General features: G+C 69.3%; 22 protein-coding genes and 1 pseudogene. 9 read left to right on the forward strand and 14 right to left on the reverse strand.

Annotated features, from left to right (window positions below; genetic code table 11):
• Positions 1 to 146 precede the first annotated feature (146 nt).
• The 7 genes from ACZ6QQ_RS09370 to ACZ6QQ_RS09400 all read left to right on the forward strand — a co-directional run bounded on the left by ACZ6QQ_RS09370 (position 147) and on the right by ACZ6QQ_RS09400 (position 8,950).
• Positions 147 to 1,052 (forward strand): AraC family transcriptional regulator, encoded by a 906-nt coding sequence (locus tag ACZ6QQ_RS09370; RefSeq protein WP_465875451.1) that lies wholly within the window; start codon positions 147 to 149, stop codon positions 1,050 to 1,052.
• A gap of 175 nt (positions 1,053 to 1,227) precedes the next feature.
• Positions 1,228 to 1,992, forward strand: coding sequence for a S1 family peptidase (locus ACZ6QQ_RS09375; RefSeq protein ID WP_465875453.1), 765 nt, complete (start codon positions 1,228 to 1,230; stop codon positions 1,990 to 1,992).
• Between the two features lie 120 nt (positions 1,993 to 2,112).
• Positions 2,113 to 2,691, forward strand: a complete 579-nt coding sequence (locus ACZ6QQ_RS09380) for a thymidine kinase (protein ID WP_465875454.1) — start codon at positions 2,113 to 2,115, stop codon at positions 2,689 to 2,691.
• Positions 2,692 to 2,812: 121 nt separating this feature from the next.
• Positions 2,813 to 3,466 carry an ATP-binding cassette domain-containing protein gene (locus ACZ6QQ_RS09385; RefSeq protein ID WP_465875455.1) on the forward strand — a complete coding sequence of 218 codons (654 nt, stop codon included), beginning with the start codon at positions 2,813 to 2,815 and terminating at the stop codon, positions 3,464 to 3,466.
• A complete protein-coding gene (locus ACZ6QQ_RS09390) occupies positions 3,463 to 4,749 on the forward strand; it encodes an ABC transporter substrate-binding protein (RefSeq protein ID WP_465875456.1) in 1,287 nt (428 codons plus the stop codon). The genes ACZ6QQ_RS09385 and ACZ6QQ_RS09390 overlap by 4 nt, the downstream gene beginning before the upstream one ends.
• Positions 4,746 to 6,566, forward strand: a complete 1,821-nt coding sequence (locus ACZ6QQ_RS09395) for an ABC transporter permease (protein ID WP_465875457.1) — start codon at positions 4,746 to 4,748, stop codon at positions 6,564 to 6,566. The genes ACZ6QQ_RS09390 and ACZ6QQ_RS09395 overlap by 4 nt, the downstream gene beginning before the upstream one ends.
• Entirely contained in the window at positions 6,563 to 8,950 is a 2,388-nt protein-coding gene (locus tag ACZ6QQ_RS09400) for a hypothetical protein (RefSeq protein ID WP_465875458.1), read from the forward strand. Before ACZ6QQ_RS09395 ends, ACZ6QQ_RS09400 begins: the two co-directional genes overlap by 4 nt.
• Here ACZ6QQ_RS09400 and ACZ6QQ_RS09405 read toward each other — a convergent pair.
• On the reverse strand, positions 8,947 to 9,495 hold the full coding sequence (locus tag ACZ6QQ_RS09405; protein WP_465875459.1) for a winged helix-turn-helix transcriptional regulator: 549 nt from the start codon (positions 9,493 to 9,495) through the stop codon (positions 8,947 to 8,949). The two genes, ACZ6QQ_RS09400 and ACZ6QQ_RS09405, sit on opposite strands and share 4 nt — an antisense overlap.
• A 117-nt stretch (positions 9,496 to 9,612) precedes the next feature.
• Between ACZ6QQ_RS09405 and ACZ6QQ_RS09410 the strand changes: the two genes are divergently transcribed.
• On the forward strand, positions 9,613 to 9,918 hold the full coding sequence (locus tag ACZ6QQ_RS09410) for a putative quinol monooxygenase (RefSeq protein ID WP_465875460.1): 306 nt from the start codon (positions 9,613 to 9,615) through the stop codon (positions 9,916 to 9,918).
• Between the two features lie 472 nt (positions 9,919 to 10,390).
• Here the strand turns inward: ACZ6QQ_RS09410 and ACZ6QQ_RS09415 are convergent, their stop codons facing one another.
• Positions 10,391 to 11,740: a DUF6271 family protein gene (locus ACZ6QQ_RS09415; RefSeq protein WP_465875461.1), complete on the reverse strand. Its 1,350-nt coding sequence runs from the start codon at positions 11,738 to 11,740 to the stop codon at positions 10,391 to 10,393.
• Between the two features lie 137 nt (positions 11,741 to 11,877).
• Between ACZ6QQ_RS09415 and ACZ6QQ_RS09420 the strand changes: the two are divergent.
• Positions 11,878 to 12,703: pseudogene (locus ACZ6QQ_RS09420) on the forward strand (transposase family protein).
• Between the two features lie 48 nt (positions 12,704 to 12,751).
• On the opposite strand, the gene ACZ6QQ_RS09425 reads toward ACZ6QQ_RS09420, so the two are convergent.
• The 12 genes from ACZ6QQ_RS09425 to ACZ6QQ_RS09480 all read right to left on the reverse strand — a co-directional run bounded on the left by ACZ6QQ_RS09425 (position 12,752) and on the right by ACZ6QQ_RS09480 (position 24,983).
• The gene (locus ACZ6QQ_RS09425) at positions 12,752 to 13,654 is read right to left on the reverse strand and encodes a glycosyltransferase family 2 protein (protein ID WP_465875462.1); all 903 of its coding nucleotides are present in this window, start codon (positions 13,652 to 13,654) and stop codon (positions 12,752 to 12,754) included.
• Positions 13,651 to 15,021, reverse strand: a complete 1,371-nt coding sequence (locus ACZ6QQ_RS09430) for an MFS transporter (protein WP_465875463.1) — start codon at positions 15,019 to 15,021, stop codon at positions 13,651 to 13,653. Before ACZ6QQ_RS09430 ends, ACZ6QQ_RS09425 begins: the two co-directional genes overlap by 4 nt.
• Before the next feature lie 9 nt (positions 15,022 to 15,030).
• Entirely contained in the window at positions 15,031 to 15,852 is an 822-nt protein-coding gene (locus ACZ6QQ_RS09435) for an LLM class flavin-dependent oxidoreductase (RefSeq protein ID WP_465875464.1), read from the reverse strand.
• A gap of 61 nt (positions 15,853 to 15,913) precedes the next feature.
• Positions 15,914 to 16,567: a hypothetical protein gene (locus ACZ6QQ_RS09440; protein WP_465875465.1), complete on the reverse strand. Its 654-nt coding sequence runs from the start codon at positions 16,565 to 16,567 to the stop codon at positions 15,914 to 15,916.
• Between the two features lie 152 nt (positions 16,568 to 16,719).
• Positions 16,720 to 17,844, reverse strand: coding sequence for a DegT/DnrJ/EryC1/StrS family aminotransferase (locus tag ACZ6QQ_RS09445; RefSeq protein WP_465875466.1), 1,125 nt, complete (start codon positions 17,842 to 17,844; stop codon positions 16,720 to 16,722).
• A gap of 23 nt (positions 17,845 to 17,867) precedes the next feature.
• Entirely contained in the window at positions 17,868 to 18,665 is a 798-nt protein-coding gene (locus ACZ6QQ_RS09450; protein ID WP_465875467.1) for an inositol monophosphatase family protein, read from the reverse strand.
• A gap of 2 nt (positions 18,666 to 18,667) precedes the next feature.
• On the reverse strand, positions 18,668 to 19,645 hold the full coding sequence (locus ACZ6QQ_RS09455; protein WP_465875468.1) for a phosphotransferase: 978 nt from the start codon (positions 19,643 to 19,645) through the stop codon (positions 18,668 to 18,670).
• Positions 19,642 to 20,937, reverse strand: coding sequence for a M20 family metallopeptidase (locus tag ACZ6QQ_RS09460; protein WP_465875469.1), 1,296 nt, complete (start codon positions 20,935 to 20,937; stop codon positions 19,642 to 19,644). The genes ACZ6QQ_RS09455 and ACZ6QQ_RS09460 overlap by 4 nt, the downstream gene beginning before the upstream one ends.
• The gene (locus ACZ6QQ_RS09465; protein WP_465875470.1) at positions 20,934 to 22,124 is read right to left on the reverse strand and encodes a DegT/DnrJ/EryC1/StrS family aminotransferase; all 1,191 of its coding nucleotides are present in this window, start codon (positions 22,122 to 22,124) and stop codon (positions 20,934 to 20,936) included. The genes ACZ6QQ_RS09460 and ACZ6QQ_RS09465 overlap by 4 nt, the downstream gene beginning before the upstream one ends.
• Positions 22,125 to 22,144: 20 nt before the next feature.
• Complete coding sequence (locus ACZ6QQ_RS09470; RefSeq protein ID WP_465875471.1) at positions 22,145 to 23,017, reverse strand: hypothetical protein; 873 nt, start codon at positions 23,015 to 23,017, stop codon at positions 22,145 to 22,147.
• A 20-nt stretch (positions 23,018 to 23,037) separates the two neighbouring features.
• A complete protein-coding gene (locus tag ACZ6QQ_RS09475; protein WP_465875472.1) occupies positions 23,038 to 23,949 on the reverse strand; it encodes a GNAT family N-acetyltransferase in 912 nt (303 codons plus the stop codon).
• Positions 23,950 to 24,017: 68 nt separating this feature from the next.
• Positions 24,018 to 24,983 carry an NAD-dependent epimerase/dehydratase family protein gene (locus ACZ6QQ_RS09480; RefSeq protein WP_465875473.1) on the reverse strand — a complete coding sequence of 322 codons (966 nt, stop codon included), beginning with the start codon at positions 24,981 to 24,983 and terminating at the stop codon, positions 24,018 to 24,020.
• Between the last annotated feature and the right edge of the window lie 44 nt (positions 24,984 to 25,027).

Genomic DNA, 25,027 nt, shown 5'->3' on the forward strand with positions numbered 1-25,027 from the left:
TCATCATTCTCGGAGCCGTCACGGCCCTGGTAGGTCGACCCACTCATGAAATCAGCACCACCAGGGAAAACGTTAGAACGATGCTCCCGATCTTTTGCCTGATCCTCTCGTTGCGGGGAGTATTCGGCTCGTGCTTCAATCGGCTCATGGACCTTGACGAGCTGCGTACCCTGCTCGCCCGCCACGCCCGACCCGACATGACCACCGCCATCGACGATGTCCTGATCTCGAAGGTCGAGCAGCCGCCCCCGCCCTCGGCGGCGATGTCCGGCACGGTGCTGGCGCTGATCGTGCAGGGCTCGAAACGCATCGCGCTCGGCGACCGCCTGTACGACTACCGCGCCGGCCAGTACCTCGTCGCCTCGGTCGACCTGCCGATCACCGGCCACTACACCGAGGCCAGCCCCGAGCGGCCGGCACTGGGCTTCGGCCTGACCCTGCACCCGGCCACGGTCGCGGAACTGCTGCTCCGGGCTGCGCCCGGAGACCTGCCGCCGATGAGCGGCGGCGCACCGTCCGGCATGGCGGTCAGCGACGCGCCCGACGAGCTCGTCGACGCGGTGGTCCGGCTGCTGCGCCTGCTCGACCAGCCACGCCACCTGACGGTGCTGGCACCGCTGATCAAACGGGAGATCCTCTGGCGGATCGTCACCGGTGAGCAGGGCGCCGTCGTACGCCAGCTCGGCCTCGCCGACAGCAGCCTCAGCCACATCGCCCGAGCGGTCCGGTGGATCCGCGACCACTACACGCAGTCCTTCCGGGTCGAGGACGTGGCGCACCTGTCCGGCATGAGTGCGTCGGCGTTCTACCGCAACTTCCAGGCGGTCACCGCGATGAGCCCGATCCAGTTCCAGAAGCAGATCCGACTCCAGGAGGCCCGGCTCCTGCTCGCCACCCACCCCAACGACATCACCGGCGTCGGCAGCCGGGTCGGCTACGACAGCCCGTCACAGTTCAGCCGCGAGTACCGCCGCCAGTTCGGCGCACCGCCCAGCGAGGACGCCGCCCGGCTGCGCGGCCTGCCGCGCGGCACCACACCGGCCCTGGTGTGAAACCCGCATCCGTCGACAGTGGACGGATGCGGGGTCGGACAGGGGCGGCGTCGGACAGGCACGGGTCGGACAGGCACCACGAATCATGGCTTCTGAGCCATAATCCAGGCACAAGCAACCAACCGAGGGATGTGTGGTGCCTGTGTCACGCAAGCGTCGATTTCGGTCGATATGGATGCTCGCCGCGTCCATGCTGGCCGCCGGGCTGACCGTCACCTCCGCCGGACCGGCCCACGCCGTCGCCAACGGTGTCGACGTACCGAACGGGGTCTACCAGTTCGCGGTCAAGCTGACCATGACGGGCATCCCCACCGCCGACGGCGGACGCCGCAACAGCGCCTGCTCCGGCGCACTGATCCACCGCGAGTGGATCGTCACCGCCGGCCACTGCTTCCGGGACCTGAACGGCGTACGGGTGGAGCGCACCGTCGCCGACCGGACGCTCGCCACCGTCGGGCGGGCCAACATGTCCGCGACGATCGGCGAGGAGGCGGAGGTCGTCGCCGTACGGCAACACCCCGACCGGGACCTGGCTCTGATCCGCCTCGACCGGCGGATCAACACGATCACGGCACTCCCGCTGAGCCACCGGGCGCCCCAGACCGGTGAGGTGGTCCGGCTCGTCGGGTACGGCTCCACCCAGGGCACCAACCCGGTCCCGTCCGACCAACTGCGGACCGGACAGTTCACCGTCACCTCGGTCGTCGAGCCGACGGTCGGCGTGACCGGCCTGGCGCCGTTCCCCGACACCAGCGCGTGCGCGTACGACTCGGGTGCCCCGTACTTCAGCCAGGGCCGACGCGGGCTGCTCACCCTCGTCTCGATCGAGAGCGGCGGCCCCACCTGCCCGCACGCCCTGGAGGAAACCACCGTACGGATCGACAACCTCACCGACTGGATCCAGGGCATCACCGGCGGCGAGTACACGACCACGGGCTGAGCCCGCAGTCGGTGGTCGTCAGTTGGCGAGGGCAGGCGCCGGCACGCGGAACGCGGAGGAACGCCGGGGTGACGGGGAGACGAATTCTCGCCCGGCGGGGCGGGCGCTACCGTGTGGCCCGTGGATCTCACCGTCATCCTCGGCCCGATGAAGAGCGGAAAGTCGCTCGAACTCGTCAGCCTGCTCTCGCCACTGCAGTACACCAACGTCCGGCACCGGATCTACCAGAGCGCCCGGCACGTACGCGACGTCGGCGTCGTCTCCCGCAGCGGTGCCGCGCTGGCGACGGTGAAAACCACCTCGCTGACCGCCGCCCTGGCCGAGGAGGTGGAGGTGGTCGGCATCGACGAGGTGCACATGTTCACCGTCGACGACATCGCCGTGGTCCGGACCCTGCTGCGGCGGGGGACCACGGTCGTGGCGGCCGGCATCGACCTGGACCACCGGGGGGAGATGTTCGCACCCGTACGCGCCCTGCTCGAACTCGGTCCGGCGACGGTGACCTACCGGCGGGCGGTATGTGACACCTGCCGGCACTTCACCGCCGTCTACACCCAGGTGCTCGAACATGGCGAGCCGATGATCCGGGTGCTGCCGCCGTCCACCGCCCTGCCCGACGACGGGACCTACACCTACGAGGCACGCTGCCGGGACTGTGTCGTACTGCCGGCCGGCTTTCCCGTACCGACCCCGGTCTGACGGCCGGACGGGCACCCGCGCCCGCCCCGACCCGCCTACTGTGGACAGCTTCCGGCTCGCCGTCCCGCGCACCGCTCACGACCAGCGCCCGTAACGCATCGGCAACGATGATTGTCGGTTCATGGCATGGTTGTTAATGTCGCGCTCACCACCGGAGGTGAGGTCCACGTTACGGCTGCACGAACTTCTCGTCGCGCCACACACCGCACCGGTCTCCGTCCGGGTCGAACCCGGCGACCTGGTGGCCGTGGTCGCACCGCCACCGATCGGCACCGCGCTCGCCCGGGTGGTGGCGGGTCTCGCCGCGCCGCTGGGCGGCCGGATCCGGGTCGGCACGCGCGACGTCACCGACCTGCCGCCGGCCCGACGCCAGATCGGGTACATCCCGGCCGGCGCCGCGCTGCTCCCGCACCTCACCGTCCGGCGCAACATCGAGTACGGCCAGCTCCGACGGGTACGGGTGCACGCCGTCGCCGACGACTGGGTGGCGACGGTGATCGACCGGTTGGAACTGCGCCCCACCCTCGACCTGCTCCCGCACCTGCTCTCCGACGCGCAACGGTTCCGGGTGGCGGCCGCCCGTGCCGCCGCCTGCCTGCCCGAGGTGCTGGTCATCGACCTGCCCGGCCCGGCGGGCGGCACCGACCGGCTCGCTGAACTGCTGCCCCGGGTGTCCCCACCCGCCGGCCGGGGTTTCGCCACCCTGGTCTGCTCGGCCGACCCGACCGTGCTTGACGAGATTCCGGAGCGGGTGACCGTCGGTGCGGCCGGATGACCGGGACCGGGCGGTTGAGCCGCCGTACGCTGCTGCGTGCCGGCGCCGCCACCGTGACGGCGACCGCCGCCAGCACCGGCTGCGCCAGCGGCGAGCGGCCGATCCAGGTGGCGGTGGTCTGGAACGCCGAGGAACTGGGTCACTTCCGTGACGTACTGGCCGGCTACCCGCGCCCGGTCCAGGTGATCAGCGCCGGGGACGACCTCGATGCCTTCCTGCGCGCCCGACACCTCGCCGGCACCAGCCCGGACGTGGCGATCCTGCCCCGACCCGGACTCGTCCGCGAGTACGCCCGGCTCGGCTGGTTGGCCCCGCTCGACCCCGCCGCACCCATCGGTACGCCGGACAACCTGCACCAGCGGCTGCGCGACAACAACCGGCAGTACGGCGTCTGGGTGAAGCTCGCCCACAAGTCGCTCGTCTGGCACCTGCCCGAGCCGGCCTTCACCCCGCCGTCCACATGGGACGAGCTGGTGGAGCTGACCGGGGAGTTCGGCCAGCGGGCGATCCGCCACGGCGGCCCGGCACCGCTGGCGATGGGCGCCGCCGACGGCTGGGTGCTCACCGACTGGTTCGAGAACGTCCTGGCCGACATCGCCCCCGGCGGCACGTACGACGCGCTGGCCGGCGACACCCCGAACTGGCGCGGCCCGGAGGTGTACGAGGCGCTGGAGCGGTTGGCCAGGCTCTGGAGCATCCCCGGCGCCTTCCCCAGCGGGGGCCGGCGGGCCCTGCTCACCCAGTTCTCCGAATCCGTGGTCCAGGTGATGACCACCCGGCAGGCGCTGCTGGTGTTCGAGGCCGACTTCGTCGAGGGAGTGGCCACCACCTTCCGGCCGGACGTGACCCCCGCCTGGATCCCGTTCCCGCGCGGACCGGGCCGGACCACCCACCCGCTCGTCGTCGGCGGCGACGCGGCGGTGGTGTTCAAGGACTCCCGGCACGGCGGTGAACTCGTCCGCTGGCTGGTCGAGCCGGACACCTTCGCACCCTGGCTCGCCCAGGGCGGGTACCTCTCCCCCAACCTCGACCTCGCCCCCGACCCCGGCCGCGACCAGCTCCGGGGCAAACTCGCCACCCAGATCTCGGCCGCCCGCGCCAACCTGCGCTTCGACCTGTCCGACCAGCTGCCCGGCTCGTTCACCGGTTCGGACGGCGTCGGCATCTGGCGGATCATGCAGGACTTCTTCGGCGACGTCACCGGCGACCGTCTCGACGGGGCGGTACGACGCACCACCGACGCGCTCGCGGCCGCCGCCCGGACAGCCCGGATCGGCCGATGACCGACTCCCGCACCTCGCCGGACCGGCCCGAGCAGCCGAACGCGTCGAGCCCGACCGTCCTCGGTGAGATCGCCGTACTCGACGACATCGGGCCACCCCGGCGCGGCCGGGCGTACCCGACCGCCGGTGGCACCTCGGCGCTGCTCCTGCTCCCGGCGTTGCTGCTGCTCGGCGCGCTGGTGGTCTGGCCGGTGCTGCGAACCGTGCAGGGCAGCCTCTACGCGGCGAACGGCCGGTTCGTCGGGCTGGAGCACTACCGGACCGCGCTGGGCGGGCCCGACGCCTGGCCGGTGGTCGGCCGTACGGTGCTCTGGGCGCTGGTGGTGCCGGCCGTGGTCACCGCGCTGGGCTACCTGCTCGCCGCCGCCTCCCGCCGCTCCCAGGAGGGACGCCTGGCCGGTCTCATCCTGGTGCTGCCGATCGCGATCCCGCTGGTCGTGACCGGGGTGACCTTCCGGCTCGTCTACGACCCGGAGCCGGAGCGTGGCCTGGCCACCCTGCTCGCCGCCCGGCTGCTCGGCCGCACCGCCGACGAGGCGCCGCAGTTCCTCGGCCCGACCCTGGTGACCGTCTCGCTGATGTCGGCCTTCGTCTGGGCCTGGGTGGGGTTGGCCGTACTGGTCTTCCGGGCCGCCCTGGACGCCGTACCGCCGAGCCTGGCCGACGCCGTACGCGCCTACGGCGGCAGCCGCCGGCACGTTCTCTGGGACGCGCAGTGGCGCCCGCTGCTGCTGCGTACGGTGGCGGTGGTCTTCGCCCTGGTCGCGCTCGGCACGGCCCGCACCTTCGACCTGATCCTGGTGATGGTTCCCGGCTCGGCCCGCGACGACGCGTCGGTGCTCGCGGTCCAGGTCTGGCAGACCTCGATCGGCACCACCACCGGCCCCGGCGCCGCCCTCGGGGTGGTGTGGCTGGCCGCGGTCGCGGTCGGCATGTTCGTCGCCGCCGGATTCGTCCGGCAGTCCTGGCCCCCGCCGCGCCGCTCCGACCGGCCCGAACCCGCCGTACCGCCGGCCACGCCCGGCCGCCTGTTCCGGCTGGTCGCCGTCGGTGCCGCCGTCACCTGGCTGGTGCCGCCGGTGGTGCTGGTCGCGACCTCGCTGCACGGCAAGGTCGACGCCACCACCCGGGGCTGGTGGGCGGCGCCGCTGCGCTGGGACTCGTACCGGGACCTGCTGGGCAACCCCGAACTGCACCGGGCGCTCGGCTTCACCCTGCTCCTGGCGACCGTGGTCACCCTGGTGGTGCTGGTGATCGGGCTGCTGGCCGCGTACCCGTTGGCCTGGCTGACCGGCCCGAGCGCCCAGCTCACCGGTCTGCTGCTGATGGCCGCCGCGATCGTGCCGGTCCAGGTGATCTCCGCGCCGATCAACGAGGTGCTCGGCGTGGTGTCGTCCACCGGCACCATCCGGGGCCTGGCCCTGGTGCACATCGCCCTCGGCCTGCCGTTCGCGGTGCTGGTGCTGCGCAACGCCTTCGCCGACCTGCCGGCCGACGAACTGCGTCGGGTCCGGGTCGGCGATCGTCGCTGGTGGGTCCTGCTGTGGCGGCTGGCCCGGCTCAACGGCCCGGCGGTGGTCGCGGTCTGCGTGCTGGAATTCGTCCAGGTCTGGAACGACCTGGTGGTCGGGGTGCTGTTCAGCGGTCCCGACGCGGCACCACTGGGCATGTTCCTGCACAGCCAGACCCGGCAGTTCGTGTCGAACAGCGGCACCCTGGCCGCCGGCTCGGTGATCACCTCGATTCTCCCCGTACTGCTGGTCGTCCTCGCCCGCCGGCACCTCGTCACGGGTCTGGTCTCGGGCGGCGTCCGGTGACCCCGCCCGCCCCGCCCGACGGCGGCCCCGGCCGCCCGGCCCGCTGGCCGGCGCTGCTGGCCATCGGCACCCTGGTCGGCGGCGTCCTGGTCAACATCGCCAGCAACGAACTGTCTGCCCTGGCCCGACAGGTGCTCGGACCGGCGAGCATCGCGGTCACGGCGGCCGCCGCGGTCGCCTTCGTCCTGTTCGAGGTCCGTCGACGCCGGGCCGAACGGCTGGCCGTCGTCGGCGCGGGCGAGACCGCCGGTTCGGCGGGCGGGGCGCCGACGCTGCCCTACCTGACCGGGTTCACCGGACGGGCCGAGCAGGTCGGCGCGATCGTCGACGCGGTCAAGCGGGAACACGCGGTCGCGGTGGTGGGCCGGCGGGCGGTCGGCACCTCCTTCTGCGCCGTCCAGGCCGCGAACGTGTGCCGGGACGACTACCCCGACGGCCAGTTCTACCTGGACCTGCGGGCCGGCGACCGGCGCCGGTTCGACCGGTCCGCCCGCAGCACGCTGGCCGCGCTGGCCTGGATCCTCGGCACCGCCCCGCCCCGGTCCGGCCGCCCCGGCGACCTGCGCCGGGCCGCCGACGCGCTGCGCGGGCATCTCGACGGCAAGCGGATCCTGCTGGTACTGGACAATGTGGACGATCCGGCGCAGGTGTGGCCGCTGCTGCCACCGACCGCGCGAACCTGCCGACTGCTGCTCGCCGGCACCCCGGCCCTGGCCAACCTCGGCGGGGTGGTGGCGTACCGGCTCACCGAACCCGACCCGGACGACGCGGTGGAGCTCTTCGCCGCCGCCACCACCGGCGGGAATTCGCACGGGCTGCGGGCCCGTCGCCCCGATCCGCGAACCGATCCCGCCGTACGGGAGATCGTCGAACTCTGCGGCCGGCAGCCCCGGACCATCTGGACGCTCGGCTCCCAGGCGGCCCGGCACGGCTGGCCCTCCACCGAACTGCTCAGGACGCTGCGCCGGGCCGCCGAGGCACCGCCGCACCAGCACCTGCCGTACTCCCCCGCGGTGACCCTGCTGACCCAACGGGACACCGCGTACGCGGCCCTGTCCGGCGGGGCCAGGCGGCTCTACCGGCTGATGTCGCTCAGCCCGGTGGCCCTGGACCGGCCGACGATCGCGGCACTGGCCCGGCGCCGCCGGCACCGGGTCGCCGCCCTGCTCGACGAGCTGGCCGGCGGGTTCGTGGTCGGTGCACCCGGCGACCGGTACGAGATCCGCCCGCTGCTGACCGGGTACGCCCGGCTGCACCTGCGCAACAGCGAACCGGGCTGGCGGCGTACCACCGCCCAGGCCCGGCTGGCCCGGCACCTGGCCCGCCGGGCGGAACGGCACGCCGCCAGCCTCGCGGTGACCGCCTCGCTCGCCGGCCGGGACCGGCCGCTGCCGCTGGACGACCCGGCCGGCTGGTTCGAGCTGAACCAGGAACTGCTGCTGGCGACCGTACGGGTACCGGCCGGCGCGGCGCAGACCCTCCCCCGCTGGGTACGCCGCTGGTGGTTCCGGGTCGCGGTCGCCCTCTGCGGCTGGTACGCCCACGAGGAGCGGCTCGACGAGTGGGCCATGGTGTGCCGGATGGTGCTGGACACCCCGACCGCCGACGACCGACCGGAGATCGCCGGCTGGGCGCACAACGAGCTCGGGGTGCTCCGACGCCGCCAGCACGACCCGCAGGGTGCCGCCGTCGCCCTCTCCCTGGCAGTGGCCGAACGCGGCCGGCGCGGCACCGCCCAGGCCCGGATGAACCTGGGGCTGGCCCTGCTCGACCTGGGTCAGCTCGACGACGCGATCGAACACCTCGAACTGTCCCGGCGGCACCGGTCGACCGCCGACCGGGCCGGGCACGCGCTCACCGATCTCGGGCTCGGCGCCGCCCACCTGGCCCGGGACGAGCCGGAGGCCGCGCACCACCACCTGGTCCGGGCGGCGAACACGTTCCGCTCGATCGGCGAGATGCGCGGGTACGCCGCCGCCCTGACCAACCTGGTCCTGGTCCACGGCCGGCTCGGCGAGCACCTCGACGCGGCCCAGGCCTGGCGGGCGGCGCTGCGCGAGTACGACACCGTCGCCGACCTCGGCGCCCGTGCCACCGCACTGCTCAACGCGGGCGCCACCCTGGTGAGCACCAACCCGGCCCGCGCCGACCAGGCGTACGAGCTGCTCAGCGAGAGCCGGCGGTTACGGGAGCGGTGGCGTCCCACCGCCGGACTCGGCCGTACCCTGCTCTACCTCGGTGACGCGGCACACGCGCTGGGGCGTACCGAGGAGGCCCGCCGGCTCTGGGCCGACGCGGCGGGCGTCTGTGAGGCGGTCGGGGACCCGGCCGGGCTGGCCGAGGCGGACGCCCGCCCGCTCGGGCTGCTGGACGGGCCGAGTTAGCCTTCGCCGGCCACGGGTATACGCGGCGTCATGATCGGTTCGAGAAGTCGTCGCGGTGTGTCGATTCCCCTGGACACGGGATCGTGAGCGGAGTTAGTGGTCTCGAATCCGGGTCCGGGTTCGATCCGGATGTCCGGGACCGGGACGGCCAGTCCGCAGTCCCGGCAGCGTCCGTCCCGGTCGAGAAGACCGCCGTCCCGGTCGTGGCGCAGGGTGCGCTTGTCCCCGGTCGGGGAGTAGAACGTGTCCCCCCAGTTCATCAGGGCGTGCACGATCGGCCAGAGCGCGATGCCCTTGGCGGTCAGCCGGTACTCGACACCTCCCGCCGCCTCGTCGTCGCGGGTGAGCACACCCTCCCGTACGAGGGACTTCAGTCGGCTGGTCAGGACGGCGCGGGGGATGCCGAGCTGGGTGGCGAAGTCGCCGAACCTGCGTACCCCGTAGAACGCGTCGCGGACGATGAGCAGCGTCCACCGCTCGCCGACCACCTCCAAGGTTCGGGCCAGCGAGCAGTTGCGGTCCGCGTACGTGCTGGGGAGGGACATCCCGCGATTCTACCGCGCTAGTTCACTCACTGAACTGAGCCGTGCTACAGTCCAACAGTTCACTGACTGAACTGGCTGGCTTTCGCCGTACAGATCAAAGCCCGAGGAGGCTGCCCCATGTACCAGTTCCTGGTTTCCTTCACCGTCCAGCCCGAGCACCGCGACGACTTCGTCCGGGCGGCCAAGAAGACCGCACAGGACTCGCTCGCGAACGAACCCGGCTCCCAGCGGTTCGAGGTCCTCGCCGACGAGCAGAACCCCGACCTGTACTACCTGAACGAGGTCTACGCGGACGTCGACGCGTTCAACGCGCACGCCGGCGGCCCCTACTTCGGCGCGTTCTTCACCGAGGTCAGCCCGTACGCCGAGGGCCCGACGTGGCTCATGAAGGGCAACCTGATCGGCGACGAGGTCACCGCGTAGGCCGTGACCGGCGGCGGGGGCACGCGTTCACCGCACCGGCCCCCGCCCCGCGGTTGGCCGTCCGCATGAGCACCGTCAGCCAAAAAAATCGGCACCAGTCGAAGACTGGTGCCGATTGTCGTGCACGAACATAGGGTGGAGCCGAGGGGACTCGAACCCCTGACCCCCACACCGCCAGTGAACTAGCCAGGGTGTCGGAGCTCGCCGCGCAGTGCCGGAGCATGACGAACGCGCAGGTCACTGGCCCAGTCAGGGTCCGGACCGTATCGGCCTCCGCCGGGGCTTGTCAGACCGTCCGTGAGACGGTTGTGAGATATCACGGCCATTCGGCCCGGAAGGGGCGCTGGAGATCAACAATCAGCGCCCCTCCCCCCTCCTAAGATGAGTTCCCCCCGCTTTGATGGAGCGGTTGATGTTCCCCGGGCTTCATGGAGCCCGCCTGACACCACACCGGAACCAGCTAACCATCTGCTCAATGTCCAAGACGAGGCGCCAGTTTCGCCAGGTCGATGTCCCTGGCCCGCTCGATGATTCCCGGCCACCGGTCCGTCACCAGTCGATGCTTCGCGTAGTCCTCGTCCGCCTCCCGCACATACCGCTCGGCGTTCGCGACCAGGTGCTTGCCCACCCGCGCGTACCGGTCGTCGAACGGTATGAGCACCTCCTCGGCCATGGCTCTGATCCGTGCTACTCGGGGTTCATGGCTGGCTCCCGACAGCGCGCCGATCGCTTCGCTGAGCGCGGCGCGCACATCCGCAGAAAGCAGCTGCGCGGCCGACGTGCTGGCCCGGCCGACGGAGCCGGGCTCGAACAGCGGCCCGTACACGTTGAAGTAGTCGGCGAAACGGGCCACGCCTTCCCAGTAGAGCTGCTTCTGGTTCGGCTCGAACCTACCGGAATGGTACTCATGGAAGACTGCCCGGCTGTGGTGCAGTGACGGGATGCCCAACGCCATCGCCGAGTCGAAGCTGAAGTAGTCCGCAGCCGGATTGTTCCGACTGGGCGCATTGGGCAGCAGTTCGTGGATCCGGGTGATCGCCACATTGCCGCAGTCCGGGTTCGCCCCCTCGTTGGGGACCAGCAGAAGGTTACGTACGTCCCGCCCGTCATAGACCTGCTCGGCCGGAAACACCTCGTGCACCAGCTCGACCACCTTGTCGGGGTCAAAGCCAAGAATGTCGTACAGGCGGTAAATGATGTCGTACGAGCGACGGGCGAAATCTTTGACATCCAGATTCCATTCGCCGAAATAGTTGCCGCCCACCACGCAAATCGTTGCGTCGTCCACCCCCTCCGCTCCCGCGGGGACGGGCACGTCCACCTCGCCCACCGCCCGTCCGAGATAGGAGAGCTCCAGCTCGATCGGGTACTGCCCGGCCGCCTCGGGCACCTCATCCTGCAACAGTCGGGTGTCCGAGTCGCGCCGGTGCAGCGCATCAGCTCCAAACGACACCGTCATCAGGTAAAGCTTGTTCATCGCTGTCCCATAGTTGCGCTGCTGGGACAGGAACATCTCCTTGATCGCGGCCGGCTCGTCCCGGAAGAGCTGATCGAAGTAGGTCCGCTGGAGATCCACTGTCAGATGGTGGATCCGCTGGTCCGGATGTCTGTCTGCCAACTCCGCGAGAGTCCGGGCGTTGGTTGGCACGTACGGTCCCTGGTCGGTCTCGGATACCACCAGCGGGATCGACCTGCCGAACCGCCGCCGGGCGAACTCCAGCTCAGCCAGGTAGCTGGTCGCCGCCGCTGAGCAGTCCCGGTTGGTGGGGATGAAGAAGACCGACGATCCGATGCCGGGCTCGGCCTGCGGTGAGGTGACCATGTCAGTCCCTTGTCTCTGGGGTCGAGCCAGCCATAGCGCCGTGGCTGGCCAGTTCGGGAGCGGTGTGCGTCAACGTGCCTAGGGATGTCTCGTAATCCGATGTCTGTCCGGTAAGGACCATCATCGATGCTGGCCGCGTGCAGGTGATCTCGGCAGCCCGCCAGGAGTGGATCTTCCCGTTCAGCGGGCTGCAACCCGTCCAGTTCGGCCGCCTGGTCAGGCTGGTCGCCGAGCGTGGCGGGGAGGCGATCGCTGACGGCCGGCCGGGCCGGCAGTGGTCACGCGACCTCGCCGACCGGGTGTTGCTGGTGGCCGCGTACTGGCGCACGAACCTGACCATGCGGCGATCGGCTCGCTGTTCGGGGTGTCGCACTCCGCCGCCCACCGGGTCATCGACACCCTCGGCCCCCTCCTCGCCCCCGCACCGGTGCGCCGACGCCGGGTCGACCAGATCACGATCGTCGACGGCACTCTGATACCGACCAGGGATCACCGCCTGGCCGCCCGCAGCAAGAACTACCGCTACAGCACAAACCTGCGGGTCGCCATCGACGCCCACACCCGCCTCGTCGTCGCTCTCGGCGACCGGCAGCCCGGCAACCGCAACGACACCATCGTCTACCGCACCAGTGGTATCGACCAGAAGCTGGCCGGACGACCGGTCATGGCCGACGGCGCCTACCGCGGCAACCCTCAACGTCCAGGAATCCCGACACCGACTCACCCGCAAGATCTTCCACGGAGGTGATCATCCCGTACCGCAAGCCCGCCGACGGCAGCGAACTACCCGACTGGAAGCTCGCTCTGAACAAGCAGCACCGCAGGGTTCGCGCCCAGGTCGAACACGCCCTGGCCCGTATGAAGTGCTTCAAGATCCTGCGCGACTACCGCCGCGCCGCCCACACATTGACCGACACCGCGTCCGGCATCGCACATCTTCACAACATCATTTTGGCTGGGTGACACCAACCTCTCGCCGGGCAACGCCTTCACCGAGTTTCGAGACGTCCTTTAGCGGACGCCCGCCTCGGCAGCCAGCCGCAACGCATCCGGATCGGTTGGGCGTTCGCGTAGCATCTGCTCGATGTGCCAGACGGCTTCGGCGGCACGACCTCCGCGCTGAAGCCGCTGCGCATACTCCAGGTGGAAGTCGAAGCCACGGTCGAAGATGTCCGGGTACTTCTTCTCATAACGCTTCCAGACGTCGTATGTGGCCAGCAGCAGCCTGTCCTCGTCAGCGCTGATTTGGGGCTCGTCGGACGTCTGCCCCTGGCAGACAGCTCGATACCGCGCCATCGGCTGCGGATTTCCCGCGACCCGGTATCCCGCTTCGACGAATCGCCAGATGAAATCGGTGTCATCGCAATACTGGACTGTGACGTCAAACCGAATTTTCTGCGCTGCCTGCGTCCGTACGACCGTCAGACTCGGCAGGATCCAGGTGCCCTGACACAGTGCCTCGATCGAGTTCGGCAACGTCCATCTCGGATATTGGGACAGCCTGCGGATTGTGCCGTCCGGCTCTTCGCAGAGACCGTCGTTGATCACCAGATCGACTGCCGGGTAGGCAGCGAACACGGACAACTGGCTCTCCAGATAGCCCGACTCCCACAGGTCGTCGCTGTCCAGAAGCGCTAGGTACTCGCCGCGCGCGTGGTCCAGACCGGTGTTGCGGGCGGCGGGTGCCCCGCCGTTGGGCCGGTTGACGATTCGCAACCGCGAGTCGTGACCGTACCGGTCGGTCAAGTCAACGGTGGTGCCGTCGGTCGAGCCGTCATCCACTACCAGTACGTCGATGTCCCGCATGGTCTGGTTCAGCGCGGATCCGACCGCCTCCCAGACGATTTCCTTGCGATTGTAGGTCGTGATCAGCACCGTCACGGGTACCGATGAACTGTCGTACGCGGAGGTCACTGTCGCTCCTTCTGCAGTACTGCCTGTTTTCCGCTGTCTGCCTCGGACGGCCCGGAGGCGTCACCAGGCCTAGACACTTCCGCCCGGCTGTCGGGCGGTGGCTCTGCCACACCGGTCACCGCCGCTTGCGGCCGTACTGCGGTGGCCAGCAGCGCGATGACCAACGCCAGGGCGGCCGGGATGACGAGGGCTGCCCGGATGCTGACCCACTGGCCGACCGCACCGATCACCGCCGGCCCGACCAGCAGACCGCAGTAGCCGATGACCGTCACCTGGGCGATGGCCTTGCCCCTGTCGATTCCTTCCAGGTTGCCGGTGGCGCTGTAGGTGACCGGAGCCACCACGCACATTCCCAGGCCGAACACACCGAATGAGACGACGGCCGCCACCGGTTGGTCGACCAGTAGACCGAGCGTCAACCCGCCACCGGCGGCAAGTGCGCCGAGCCGGACAGCACGGACCCTGCCCACCGCTGCCACCACCCGGTCGCCGAACAGTCGACCCACCGCCATCGCCACGGCGAACGCGCCGTAACCGAGCGCCGCAACGCTGGTTGACGTGCCCAGAGACCCGTGGAGGTAAATAGCGCTCCAGTCGTCCACCGCGGCCTCGCCCAGGTAGAAGCAGAAGGCGATCGCCCCGAGCGACAACACCAGCAGCCGCGACGCGCGACCGCTGGTACGGGCACCCGCAGCTTCAACGGGGCGACCGGCCTCGCCCTCGGCCCCCCCGCTACCGGTGGCACCCGGCGCGGTCGGGTTGTTGTCGACCAGCAGGCGCCCACCCAGCGCCGTCACCACGGCTGCGGAGACCAGGGCCACCACGGCTATGTGCACGGCGGGCGACGTCCCAATGTGGGCCGCCCCCGCGCCGACCACTGCGGCGACGACCCCGCCGATGCTATACATGGCGTGCAGGCCGGAGATCACCGGCCGGCCGTACGCGGTCTCCAGGGCCACGGCCTGGGCGTTCATGGCGACCCCGAGCGCTCCGCCGAACGTGCCGAACAGCACCATCATCGTGGCGAACACCGGCACCGATGGCGCCAGCGGCAGTATCGAGGTGACCAGGCAGAACAACACGACGCTGAGCCGGGTGACCCTACGGCTGCCGAACCGGGTCACCGTCCATCCGGAAAGCTGCATGGTGGCCAGCGCCGCGACGACACTGGCGGTGAATGCCAGGCCCAAGGAGCCGGTGTCGGCGTCCATATGCTCCATCAAGGCGGGCAGCCGGACCGCGAAACTGCCGCCCAGTATCCCGTTGACGAAGAACACCGAGATCAGCGCCGCGCGTGCGACCCGGTTCCGCCGGCGCGTCGCGGCGGCGCCGAGGAGTTCCGATCGGCGCGTCGAATTTTCGGTCATGTCTTCTCCTCAGGCATTGGGCGGCCCTTGTCGAATGCGATCGAGTGCTGTCTCCGGTCCTCCTCGTCGCCACCCCACGTACTCCAAGAACCAGTCGGCTCCCGCCCGCGCGAAGCCCACGGCTCCTGGTCCGTCCTCGTGGGTGCGGCCGTCGACGACAAGCTCGATCCTCGATCCCTGCGATCGAGCATCGCCATCCAGAGCGGCGCGTATCTGAGTGACGTCATCAGGGGTGAGGTCGCCGTCTCGCTTCTCCGCGAACACGCCGTCCGCCGTCCTGGCCAGTCGCAGGACGGATCGGCCCGGCCAGTAGCCGCCGACCCAGATCGGAACGGGCGTCGTTGGCAGTGGCAACAACCGGACCGCCTCCACCTCGTAAAAGGCGCCCGTATGGCGAACCGGTATGCCGCTCAGGAACTGCTGCAGAAGTTTCAGCGCCTCCACCGTCCTGTCCCACCGCCGTTGGTACGACGTCTCGTGACCGAAGGCACCGAAGTCTGCCTCGACTGGACCTCCCACTCCCGCTCCGAATATGACACGTCCAGGGGCGAGTTGCTGAAGCGCGACGAGTTGCTTCGCCACAATCCACGGGTCACGGCGTGCCAGGGCGGTGACCATGGGACCGATCACGATGCTCGTAGTTGTCGCGGCGATGGCAGCCAGCGTCACCCACGTGTCTGTGACCGGTGTTGGCTTGTCCCGCTGGTAGACCAGGTAGTCGTTGAGGAAGAAGCCCTGCCAACCATGTGACTCTGCTGCGACGGCCAGCGACAGCAACACGTTTGGGTCCGCGTACTCGCCGACCGTGGACACCATCAGGCCGCGCTTCACGTGTTGCCCCTGTCCCCCACGCTCTGGTCCGATCGCTCACGGTCCGTGCCCCGTCTGCCGGTCACCGTAGGAGCGCCCGATGTCGCCGCCAAAGCCAGTCAAGGTAGACCCGCAGTTCATCAGGACTGGCGATCCAGCCCAGGTCTGCGTATCTCAGCATGCGCAGAGCCTCTCCTGGTACGAGATTGAGCTGGTTCATCCCGGTCTCCGGGCTCGGGCAGAGCGGCGAGAGCTGCACCGGTAGTGGCACGAGAGGCACCGGTCCGCCGCGCCTGATGAACTCATTCAGAACGGTGAGATAAACCCGGGGCAGGTGGTACGCCGATACGACGACCCCCACGGCGCCTACGTCGAACTCCTCGACGCGGTCAGCGATCCACGCGGCCTGGATGGCCGTATTCGGCGCCGGTTCGCGCTGAATGTGGACCCCGTCCAGGCGGCGCAAGCCAAGCTCTCGCAGGTGCTCCAGGGTGACCTCCCGGAACGTCTGCTCCGCCGGGTTGCCGTTCGTGACCAGCAGCCGACGTACCGCGCGGTTGCTCTCCCACCTCTCGATGGCTGCGCTGAGGCGCCACTGCTCGCCCTGGCCGACCGGTACGGCGAGGGCGTCGACTCGGTCGCCCGCGACCGCCGGGACTGTCAGGATCGCCACCACGGCAGCCATCAGCTCCATCAGGCGAGCCGGGTCCAGGCCGGCGAGGTCCTGCTGCGCCACCAGCCTGGAGGCACGCGTGCCGGGGTGGGCCCCTGTCAGCGGGGCTTCCTCCTCCGGCCGACCGCCCGACGGGGACGAGGGCACTGGGCTTCCCGCTTTCGGACAGGTCACGTCGAAGAGTGCCAGGGCGGTGTCCTTGCCAGTCCCAGGGGTCACCTCCTGACCTCGGGTTCGGCGATGTCCAGCACGGCGTCGGTCACCGCACTGATGTCCCGCTCCGTCATACCGGGCCAGAGGGGCAGGGAAATCATCCGCCGGTACTCCGTTTCCGCCTGGGGAAAGTCCCCGGGACGGCAGCCGTAGCGGCGTTGGTACGCGGAGTGCAGGTGCAGGGGTATGAAGTGAACGTTCGCCCCGATGCCACGCTCCCTCAGCCGGTCAAGGAACGCGTCACGAGAGCAGTTGAGGCGCTCGAGGTTGAGCCTCAGCGCGTACAGGTGCCAGCTGTGCGACTCCTCGTCGAGTCGGGTCGGCACCTGGAGCGCCGGATGACCCGCGAACGCCGAGTCGTAGGCTTCGACGATCGCCCGGCGAACGCCCCGTCGTGCCGTCAGCGTGGTCAACTGCTCTCGGCCCAACGCGGCCGCCATGTCCGTCATGTTGTATTTGAAGCCGAGATCCTCGATGTCGTACCACCAGGACCCCGAGCCGTATCGGTCCAGCGCACCCTTGCTCATCCCGTGCAGCAACAGCTTCCGAGCACGGGCGGCCTGCTCACGGTCCGGCAGGATCACCATTCCTCCCTCCCCCGTGCTGAGCGTCTTGGTGGCATAAAAGCTGAAAGCGGCACCGTCGCCGACGGTGCCGGCGTGGCGGCCGTCGCGGTGGGACGGCAGGGCGTGTGCGGCGTCCTCGAACACCAGGCAGGACGGGGCTGCTGCGGCGACGTCTCGCACGTCGCCGTGCAGCCCGGCGAAGTGAACCATCAGCACCGCCCGGGTCCTGCTGGTCAACCGGCGTTTGACCTCGTCGCCGGTCAGCATCAGAGAGTCGGGGTCGACGTCCGCGAGCACCGGCCGTGCGCCGACATGGGCCACAACCGCCGCAGTGGCGGTGAAGGTCAGCGTGGGAACGATCACCTCGTCGCCGGGACCGATGCCGGCAGCGAGCAACAGCAGATGCAGCGCTGCGGTGCCGGACGAGACCGCGATGGCGTCCTCCACGCCGATGGCACGGGCGAATTCCGACTCGAACTCCCGCACCTGCGGGCCGGTGGTAAGCCAGCCAGAACGCAGCGTCCGCACCACCGCCTCGATCTCCTCCTCGGCGGCGATCACCCGGTGGAAGGGAACCTTGTGGATCACGGCAACACCTCGGCCGCCAACTCGGCGCAGACCAACGGACCCAGATGACCGTTGGCCGTCACCGATACTGGCCCCGGCTGATGGACGGAGTCCTGTCGGCTCAGGCCGGACCAGGACCCTCCCGCCTCTGCCACGCAGACCGCAACCGCGGCGATGTCGTGCGGCTCCGCGAGGAAATCGATCATTACGTCGGCGCGGCCACGGATAACCTCGGTATGACCGAAGGAGTCCGCGTAGCCGCGCTCAGCCTCGGCCGATCGTACGATGCGGCGAAGCTGGTCGAGCTTGCCCGTCCGAGAGGCGAAGTCGATGCCGTTGTGCAGGACGTACGCGTCCTCGATCCGGTCCACCAGGGACGTGTGCAACCGCTCATCCCATGCCTGGGTACGGGCGTAGCACCCCTTTCCGCGCTCGGCCCACACCACGTCGCGTCGAGCGGGATGCGCAATGATCCCGAGGTCGGGGACCTCGTCCGCCACGCAAGCCACGAGAATGCCCCAGAAGTCCTGACCGCGTACGTATTGCTGGGTTCCGTCGATGGGATCGACCAGCCAGACCCGCCCGGAGCGGGACGCGACGGCCCTGCCCTCCTCTCCGGCGAACCCGTCGTCAGGAAAATTCGCGCGGACGAACTCAAACAGCTTTTCCTCGATGTAGACGTCCATTTCGGTGACCACTGTGCGGTCCGGCTTGCGTCGGGTGGCGACGCCGGCGGTGCGGGCCTGTACCGCCTTGTCGCCCAGGTCCTCGACCAACCGCAGCAACTCGTCGACGGGGTACCGATAGCTACCCACGGTCAACGCCTCCCGAGTCGATGCAGCAGGTCGTTCCTGAAATCCGGGTTTTCGAGCAGAGCGATGCGCTTGGCATAGACGTTGCTTTCCGCCGGATCCCCGGCTTCAATGGTCAACGGCAGGGTATAGCAGAAGAATCGGAAACAGTTCAACAACATCGCGTCCAGCAACATGTTGTCGTCGACTCTCAACCGCACCGCCTCGTACTCCGAGACGAGATCCCGGACGATCCCGACGTCGAGGTCGGTGTCGCCACGGAACGCGAACTCCATCGCGGCGATCGCCACGTCGAAGAACTCTGTGCCGTAGTAGGCGTCATCGAAGTCGATGACGCCTACCACGGTTCCGTTCCGCATGATGACGTTGCCTGGGTACAGGTCGGCGTGCACCAGCCCGAGCGGCAGCTCGTCCGCGACGAACGGCACCCGTGCACGCTGCCACCCCGTGGCGATCCGCTCGGCGAACGGCTTCTCGCCCTGACCATCGAGGACGGTGACCGACTCGCGCACGAGCTTGTCGATGAAGTCGACGTCGCAGCGCTCCTTGCCGCCGGCAGGCACGAAGCCCCGCAGAGCGTTCTGCATGTCACCGAGTATTCGTCCCATCTGCTTGCCGATGTCCGGTGAGATGTCAACCTCGTCCATGACGTCGCCCTCGATGAACGTCAGAATGGAATACAAGTGCCCGTCCAGAGCCGTCGGTGGACTGTCGACCGCATCGATCGGGCGCTGGACCGGCATTCCGGCATCGGTGAGTCGCCGCAACACGGACAGTTCGAACTCAACCTCGTCAACGCTCCGCTCAGCCTGATAGACGCGGAGCAGGTAAGGTCGGTCCGTGCAGTCGACCCGGATGTTGGTATTGATGATCCCGCCGCTCATCGGTGTCACGCTCACGGCAGTGAGCCCGTGGCCGGCGAACAGCTCCCGAACCACCTCCTCCCGAACTTCTACCGTCGCGTGGAGTCGTGCTTCCGTCATGGCGTAACTTCCTCTAAAGAATTGTCGACCGCGAAGTTGAGAATGAGCTTCGTAATCACCTTAGCGAAGGCGACGAGCGCCTCCACCTTGACGCGTTCGTCGGGCGCGTGCGCCTGTGCCAGGTCACCCGGTCCGCACACCACGCCTGAGGCGCCGAAGGCGTGGTAGAGCCGCAGGTCGCAGGGCGAGGGAAAGCCCGTCCACTCCGGCCTGCCTCCGGTCGACCGGAGGCAGGCCGACAGGGCCATCGGCAGGCGACGGTCGGTGGACGGGGGGTTTCCTGGAAACGCCATTCGGGTGAGTCGGGGCACGGCCTGCCGCAGCCCTCGCTCGTTCAGCACCGCAGCCAACAGTTCACGCACGTCACCGGGCGACATCTCGGGAGCGGAGAAGGCCACTCCCTCGGCCCTGCAGGACAGTGGTGGAACCGCCGCGTCCACCCCTCCGATGATCTTGCCGATCGCCAGCGGGTTGCTGACGTACCCCGCGAACCCGGGACTGTTCCGAATACGATCGGCGAGAACGTGCCTGATCGCGGCGACGGCGGTAATCGCCGCCGCTGCCTGCTCGATGGCCGACTCCGCGCCGTGGGACTCCGCCATGTGGGTACGCCGGCCATCCACGTCGAGAACGAAGTGGTGGAAACCAAGGGTCGCCTCGCAGATCCGCATGGACGTCGGCTCTCCGATGAGCACGTACTCCGGAGCGGAATGCGTGGCCAGCAGTGCCAGCGTGCCGTTGCCGCCCAGTTCCTCGTCGGGCACACTGTGCACCTCCAGATTCACCGAGGGACCACCCAGCCGCGCCGCGGCCCGCACGGCGACGGTGTAGGCCGCGAGCGCGCCCAACATGTCGGAGGCACCACGGCCGAAGACCGCTCCGTCGCGGAGGCGACCCACGGCGAGCACCGGATCCGCCCACTCCTCCTCGTCCACAGGCTCCACATCGATGTGCCCGCTCAGCGCCAGCGTGGGCAACGCGGCGTCGACATCCACCCGACCGACAACGAGCGGATGTACGCCCGGCTCGTAACCCGCGAAGTCGTCCCCCCACTCCTCAACGCCGACATAGAGGGGATGGTGCCGCAGGTCGGTGGCTGCCGGGACGTCGACCAGTCGCATACCGGCGTCGCGCAGCGCGCCGGTCATGATGTCCTGTGCCCTACGAATGCCCGTCACCGGGCCTACGTACGTCGGGCGGCAGCCGATGAGTTCGGTGGTCAGCTCCACCAGCAGGTCGCGGTCCCGCTCGACCAGCCGGTCAACCTCCCGGTCGACCTGTCGCGTCATCATCCGAGGTACTCCCGAATCGAGGCGGCGAGCTGTACCCGCCGGGTGGGTGTCAGGGAACGGCACGGGATCAGGAGGATGCGCTGCCACAGGTGTTCGGCGCCGGGATACTCCTGGTTCGCGTACCTGGCATAGCGCCTCTGACGGTGCAGCGGATAGTGCACCCAGCTGGTCTGGAAGCCGCGCCGGCTGAGAAAAGCTCCCAACGGCCAACGGTCCTCGGCCGGCACGCGGAGCACGAACGACGCACCTGAATACTGTTCGCCCCGCGTCGACGGCAACCCCACGGGAAGGTCCCCGAGCAGTTCGGCGAGCGCTCCTGCCCGCAGGCGCCACCGCATCACGTCCCGTGAGAGTCGACGGATCTTGTGGAGCAGCAGCGTGGCCGATGCCGGGGCCATCGTCGTGGGCGAATCCACACCCTCGGGCCGGGCCGCCAGCGCCTCCGCAACGTCGTCCAGCAGCGGGCGTGGCGCGAGCACCCGCGACAGGTGACGCCGCACCGCAGGGCTGCGTGAGCGCAGAAAGCGCTCGTACCCCAGCCTCAGCGCCAGACCGCGTACAGAGCTCCCGCCGGGAGAAGACAGCCGGGGCGGCTGCAGGCGGGACGTCAGGAGCAGCGCGCCGCCGCCGAAGCAGTTCACCGGCTTGGTCCGCCCGAAGCTCAGCACGCCGACGTCGCCCAGCAGACCCGCCGGAACGCCGCGCAGGCCCGCACCCAGGACCTGTGCCGCGTCGTCGATGACGGGTATCGCCCTCGATCGCGCCAGGTCGAGCAGTTCGCTGGTGCTCCCGGCCACCGCGCCGAACTGGTGGGTGAGGACGACGGCACGCGTGCGGCCGGTGATCGCACGCGCCAGGCTGGCCGGGTCGGGTGCCCCCGTGGCCGGATCGCTGTCGATCAGCACCGGCACCGCGCCGACGGCCAGGATCGCGTCGATGACCTGAGGACAGTTGAACGTGGCGAGAACGACCTCGTCCTCGGTGCCGACGCCCAAGCATCGCAGCGCCAGGACGAGTGCACTGGTGCCCGAGTCCGTCAGCAGCACCGGGTCGCGGGACCGCAGGTACCTCGCGAGCGCACGGCTCGCGGCGGCTGCGGCGTTCCGGTGTGGCTGTCGGGCCAGCCACCACAGGTCGAGGGCGGTGGGCGCGTCGTCGTAGACGGCTGCCCGGACCGTGTCCGGCATCGGAACGTAACGTGTGTCTGTCAAACTGCGGCCCGCCCACCAGTCACGAGGCCGCGGGTGCTCAACCAGTCGAGCCCACGCCACAGGTTCACGCGTCGGCGGTAGTCCGCCTCGGCCAACTCCAGGCTCACCGTGAGTCCGGCACCGCACAGCGACTGTGCCAGGGCCAGGTACCGCGCGTCATCGCCCGGGAGTTCGCCCCCCCGCGCCCGCGACCGGCGAACCGGAAGCGCGACACCAGACACCGCACCGAAATGCAGGTGCCTGATCCTGTCCCGCAGGGCGGTGACGTCGAGAAGCCCGCAATGCTGAATCGGTGGCAGGATGTCTGCCGCCACGCCGTACCGGGCCGCCTCGTGCGTGCTCTCCAGCGCACCGACCCAGTGCGCGAGGTCGAAGGTAATCCCGACGTTGCGAAAGCGCAGGCCGGCGAAGTCGGACGGGTAGACGAAGACAGCGTCCACATCGTCACCGAGGTCGCCGACCAGCGGCATGTTCTCCACGCCGAGCCAGAGCCCGGTCCCGGCGAGGTACTCGTCCACCTCGCCGAACACCTCCAGGAATCGCTGTCGCAACGAGGCTAGATCGTGCCGGTGTAGGCGCTCCACGGGAATCAGGTAGTTGGTGTGCACCACCACTCCCCGTGCGCCACGGCGCAGCGCGATGTCGATGAACTCGTACAACCGGTCCCGGATCCAGCGATCTTCGAGGTAGTTGGCGTCCATCGGGAAGTGCATGGTCAGGGGAACCGCCGGTGCCACGGCCGACAGGTTGCGTTCCAGCGTGGCCAGCTCGTGCAGCTCGTCAGCGCGGAACAGCAGCGCTTCGACGCCGTACCCTCGGTCGAGCCAACGCTGGTCGAGCTGGTGGACATCCAAGCCCCAGATCGGCATGAGAGGTTGGAGTCCTCCAGTCACGAGACCTCCCGTTCGTACACCAGATACGGCAGTTCCACGGCGCCCCATCGTGACTTGGCGAATCGTTGGCCCTCGGTCATGGAGGCGCCCAGGTCGACCGCTGCGGTCCCTCGGTCGACGGCCATCTTGAAAGCGGTGGCGAGGATCGCGTGCGTTGGCATGAGTCGACGGTCCGGCGAGCGGTAGGCGCCGATCCAGTGGAACAGATGCCGGGCGTGCCGAAGAAACATGCCCACGCCGATCGGGCGACCCTGGCAGTCGGCCCGCAACAGCCAGACGTGGGCGTCGCCGAGTGACACCAGGGCCCGCAACAGATCGGGAGACGTACGATAGGTGGCGCCGACCCGTTCCATCGACTCGTCGTAGAGGTCGTAGATGCCGTCCACCTCGTCCGCATCCCCGACCAAAGTTACCGTGACACCGTTTCGCCAGCATGCGCGCGTCGCGGTCCGGGCGTTGCCGGTGAGAACGGAGGACCAGGTGAGGTCCCAGGAGCCAGCGAGGCGAACGACGCTCGTCCTGCGCTCCCGCCCGCCCGGCCGATCCAGCACCGGCATCAGGCCGGGAGAGCAGACGATCCTGGCGAACGAGCTGCCCTCCGCCTCCTCTACAGCACGCAGGACGGCTTCCGGCTGGTCGGTTTCCGCGCCGTCGGGCAGCGGCAGCGGGCCGCCGTAACCGATGGGCGCCGACTCGAGCCCACGCGGTGTCCGGAAGCTCTGACACAGCCAACGGCCGCGAATCGTGTCGATCACATGCCGATGGGGCTGCCAGCCGAACTCCCTACTGACGCACTCGGCCCACTCCCAGCTGTGGAAGAAGGTGGCTCCGACAGCCTGTGCCGCCATCGCCGCCCAGGTCCGCCGTTCCGTCACCGTGCTCAGTCCCGTGACCGTCGTGGCGCTCACGTCGACCCCTGTCGCCGCAGCGGGCCGCGTAGCCCCGACGGTGAGAGTGCAACCTCGCGACATGGCATTCAGCTCACCCCGGCCAGATCGACGGGCTCCCGCATCGCCGCGGCTACCCTGCCGACACCTTCCATCAGGTACACCTCCGGGGCGTATCCGAGCCGGCGACCGGCAAGGCTGTGCGAGGCGACCCGGTGCTTGATCTCGATGAGCGGCGGCCGGTTGAGGTCGGCCGGATCGACGGTGACGATCCGGCTGCGGGAGCCGAGTGTGCGCACCACACCGACGGCGACAGCCTCCAAGCTCCAGGTGTCCGCCCCCGAGATGTTGTAGACGGTTGAGCCCCTGGCCTCCTCGGCCACCGCGGCCAGAGTGCCCGCGACGAAGTCCGTGATGTAGGTGAAGGTGCGCAGCTGCTGACCGTCCCCGACGACGGTTATGGGCTCGTCGCGAAGCGCCAGGGACACGAAGCGGGGGATCACGAAGTCGAGACGCTGCTGCGGCCCGTAGACGTTGAAGGGGCGAATGATGGTCGCGCGGATGCCGTGGGTCTCCGCCTGCTCCCGGACGAGCTGCTCCGCTGCGGATTTGGCCTTGCCATAGGCCGACAGCGGTGCGTGGGGCGTCGATTCGGTGACGGGGAACGCGGTCGGTTCCCCGTAGACCTCGGACGACGACACGAACACGAAGTGCCGGCAACCAGCGCGCACCGCCGCATCGAGTGCACTTCTCGTGCCGTCCAGGATGACGGCGGTGGTGCTGCCCGCGTCTGCGGCCGCTGTCGTCACGCCAACGACGGATGCCAGGTGGAACATGATGTCCGGCTGGAACTCACGGACGGTGGAGGGGGTGAGGGCGGTCACGTCGCCGACAAGGTGACGTGTGCCGGGGAAGTCGGCGAACGGCTTGCGGTCGAGCCCCGAGACGTCCGCGCCGAGTGCCACTAGTTGACGGACGAGGTGTCCACCGATGAAGCCGGCGGCGCCGGTGACGAAGACCCGCTTGCTGCGGAGGTGGTCGAGGTTCGCGGACATCGTCGGCAATGAGTTCTCCGAGGGGTACGGGTCGGGCGCGGCCG

This window comes from Micromonospora sp. NPDC049529 (assembly GCF_055586685.1).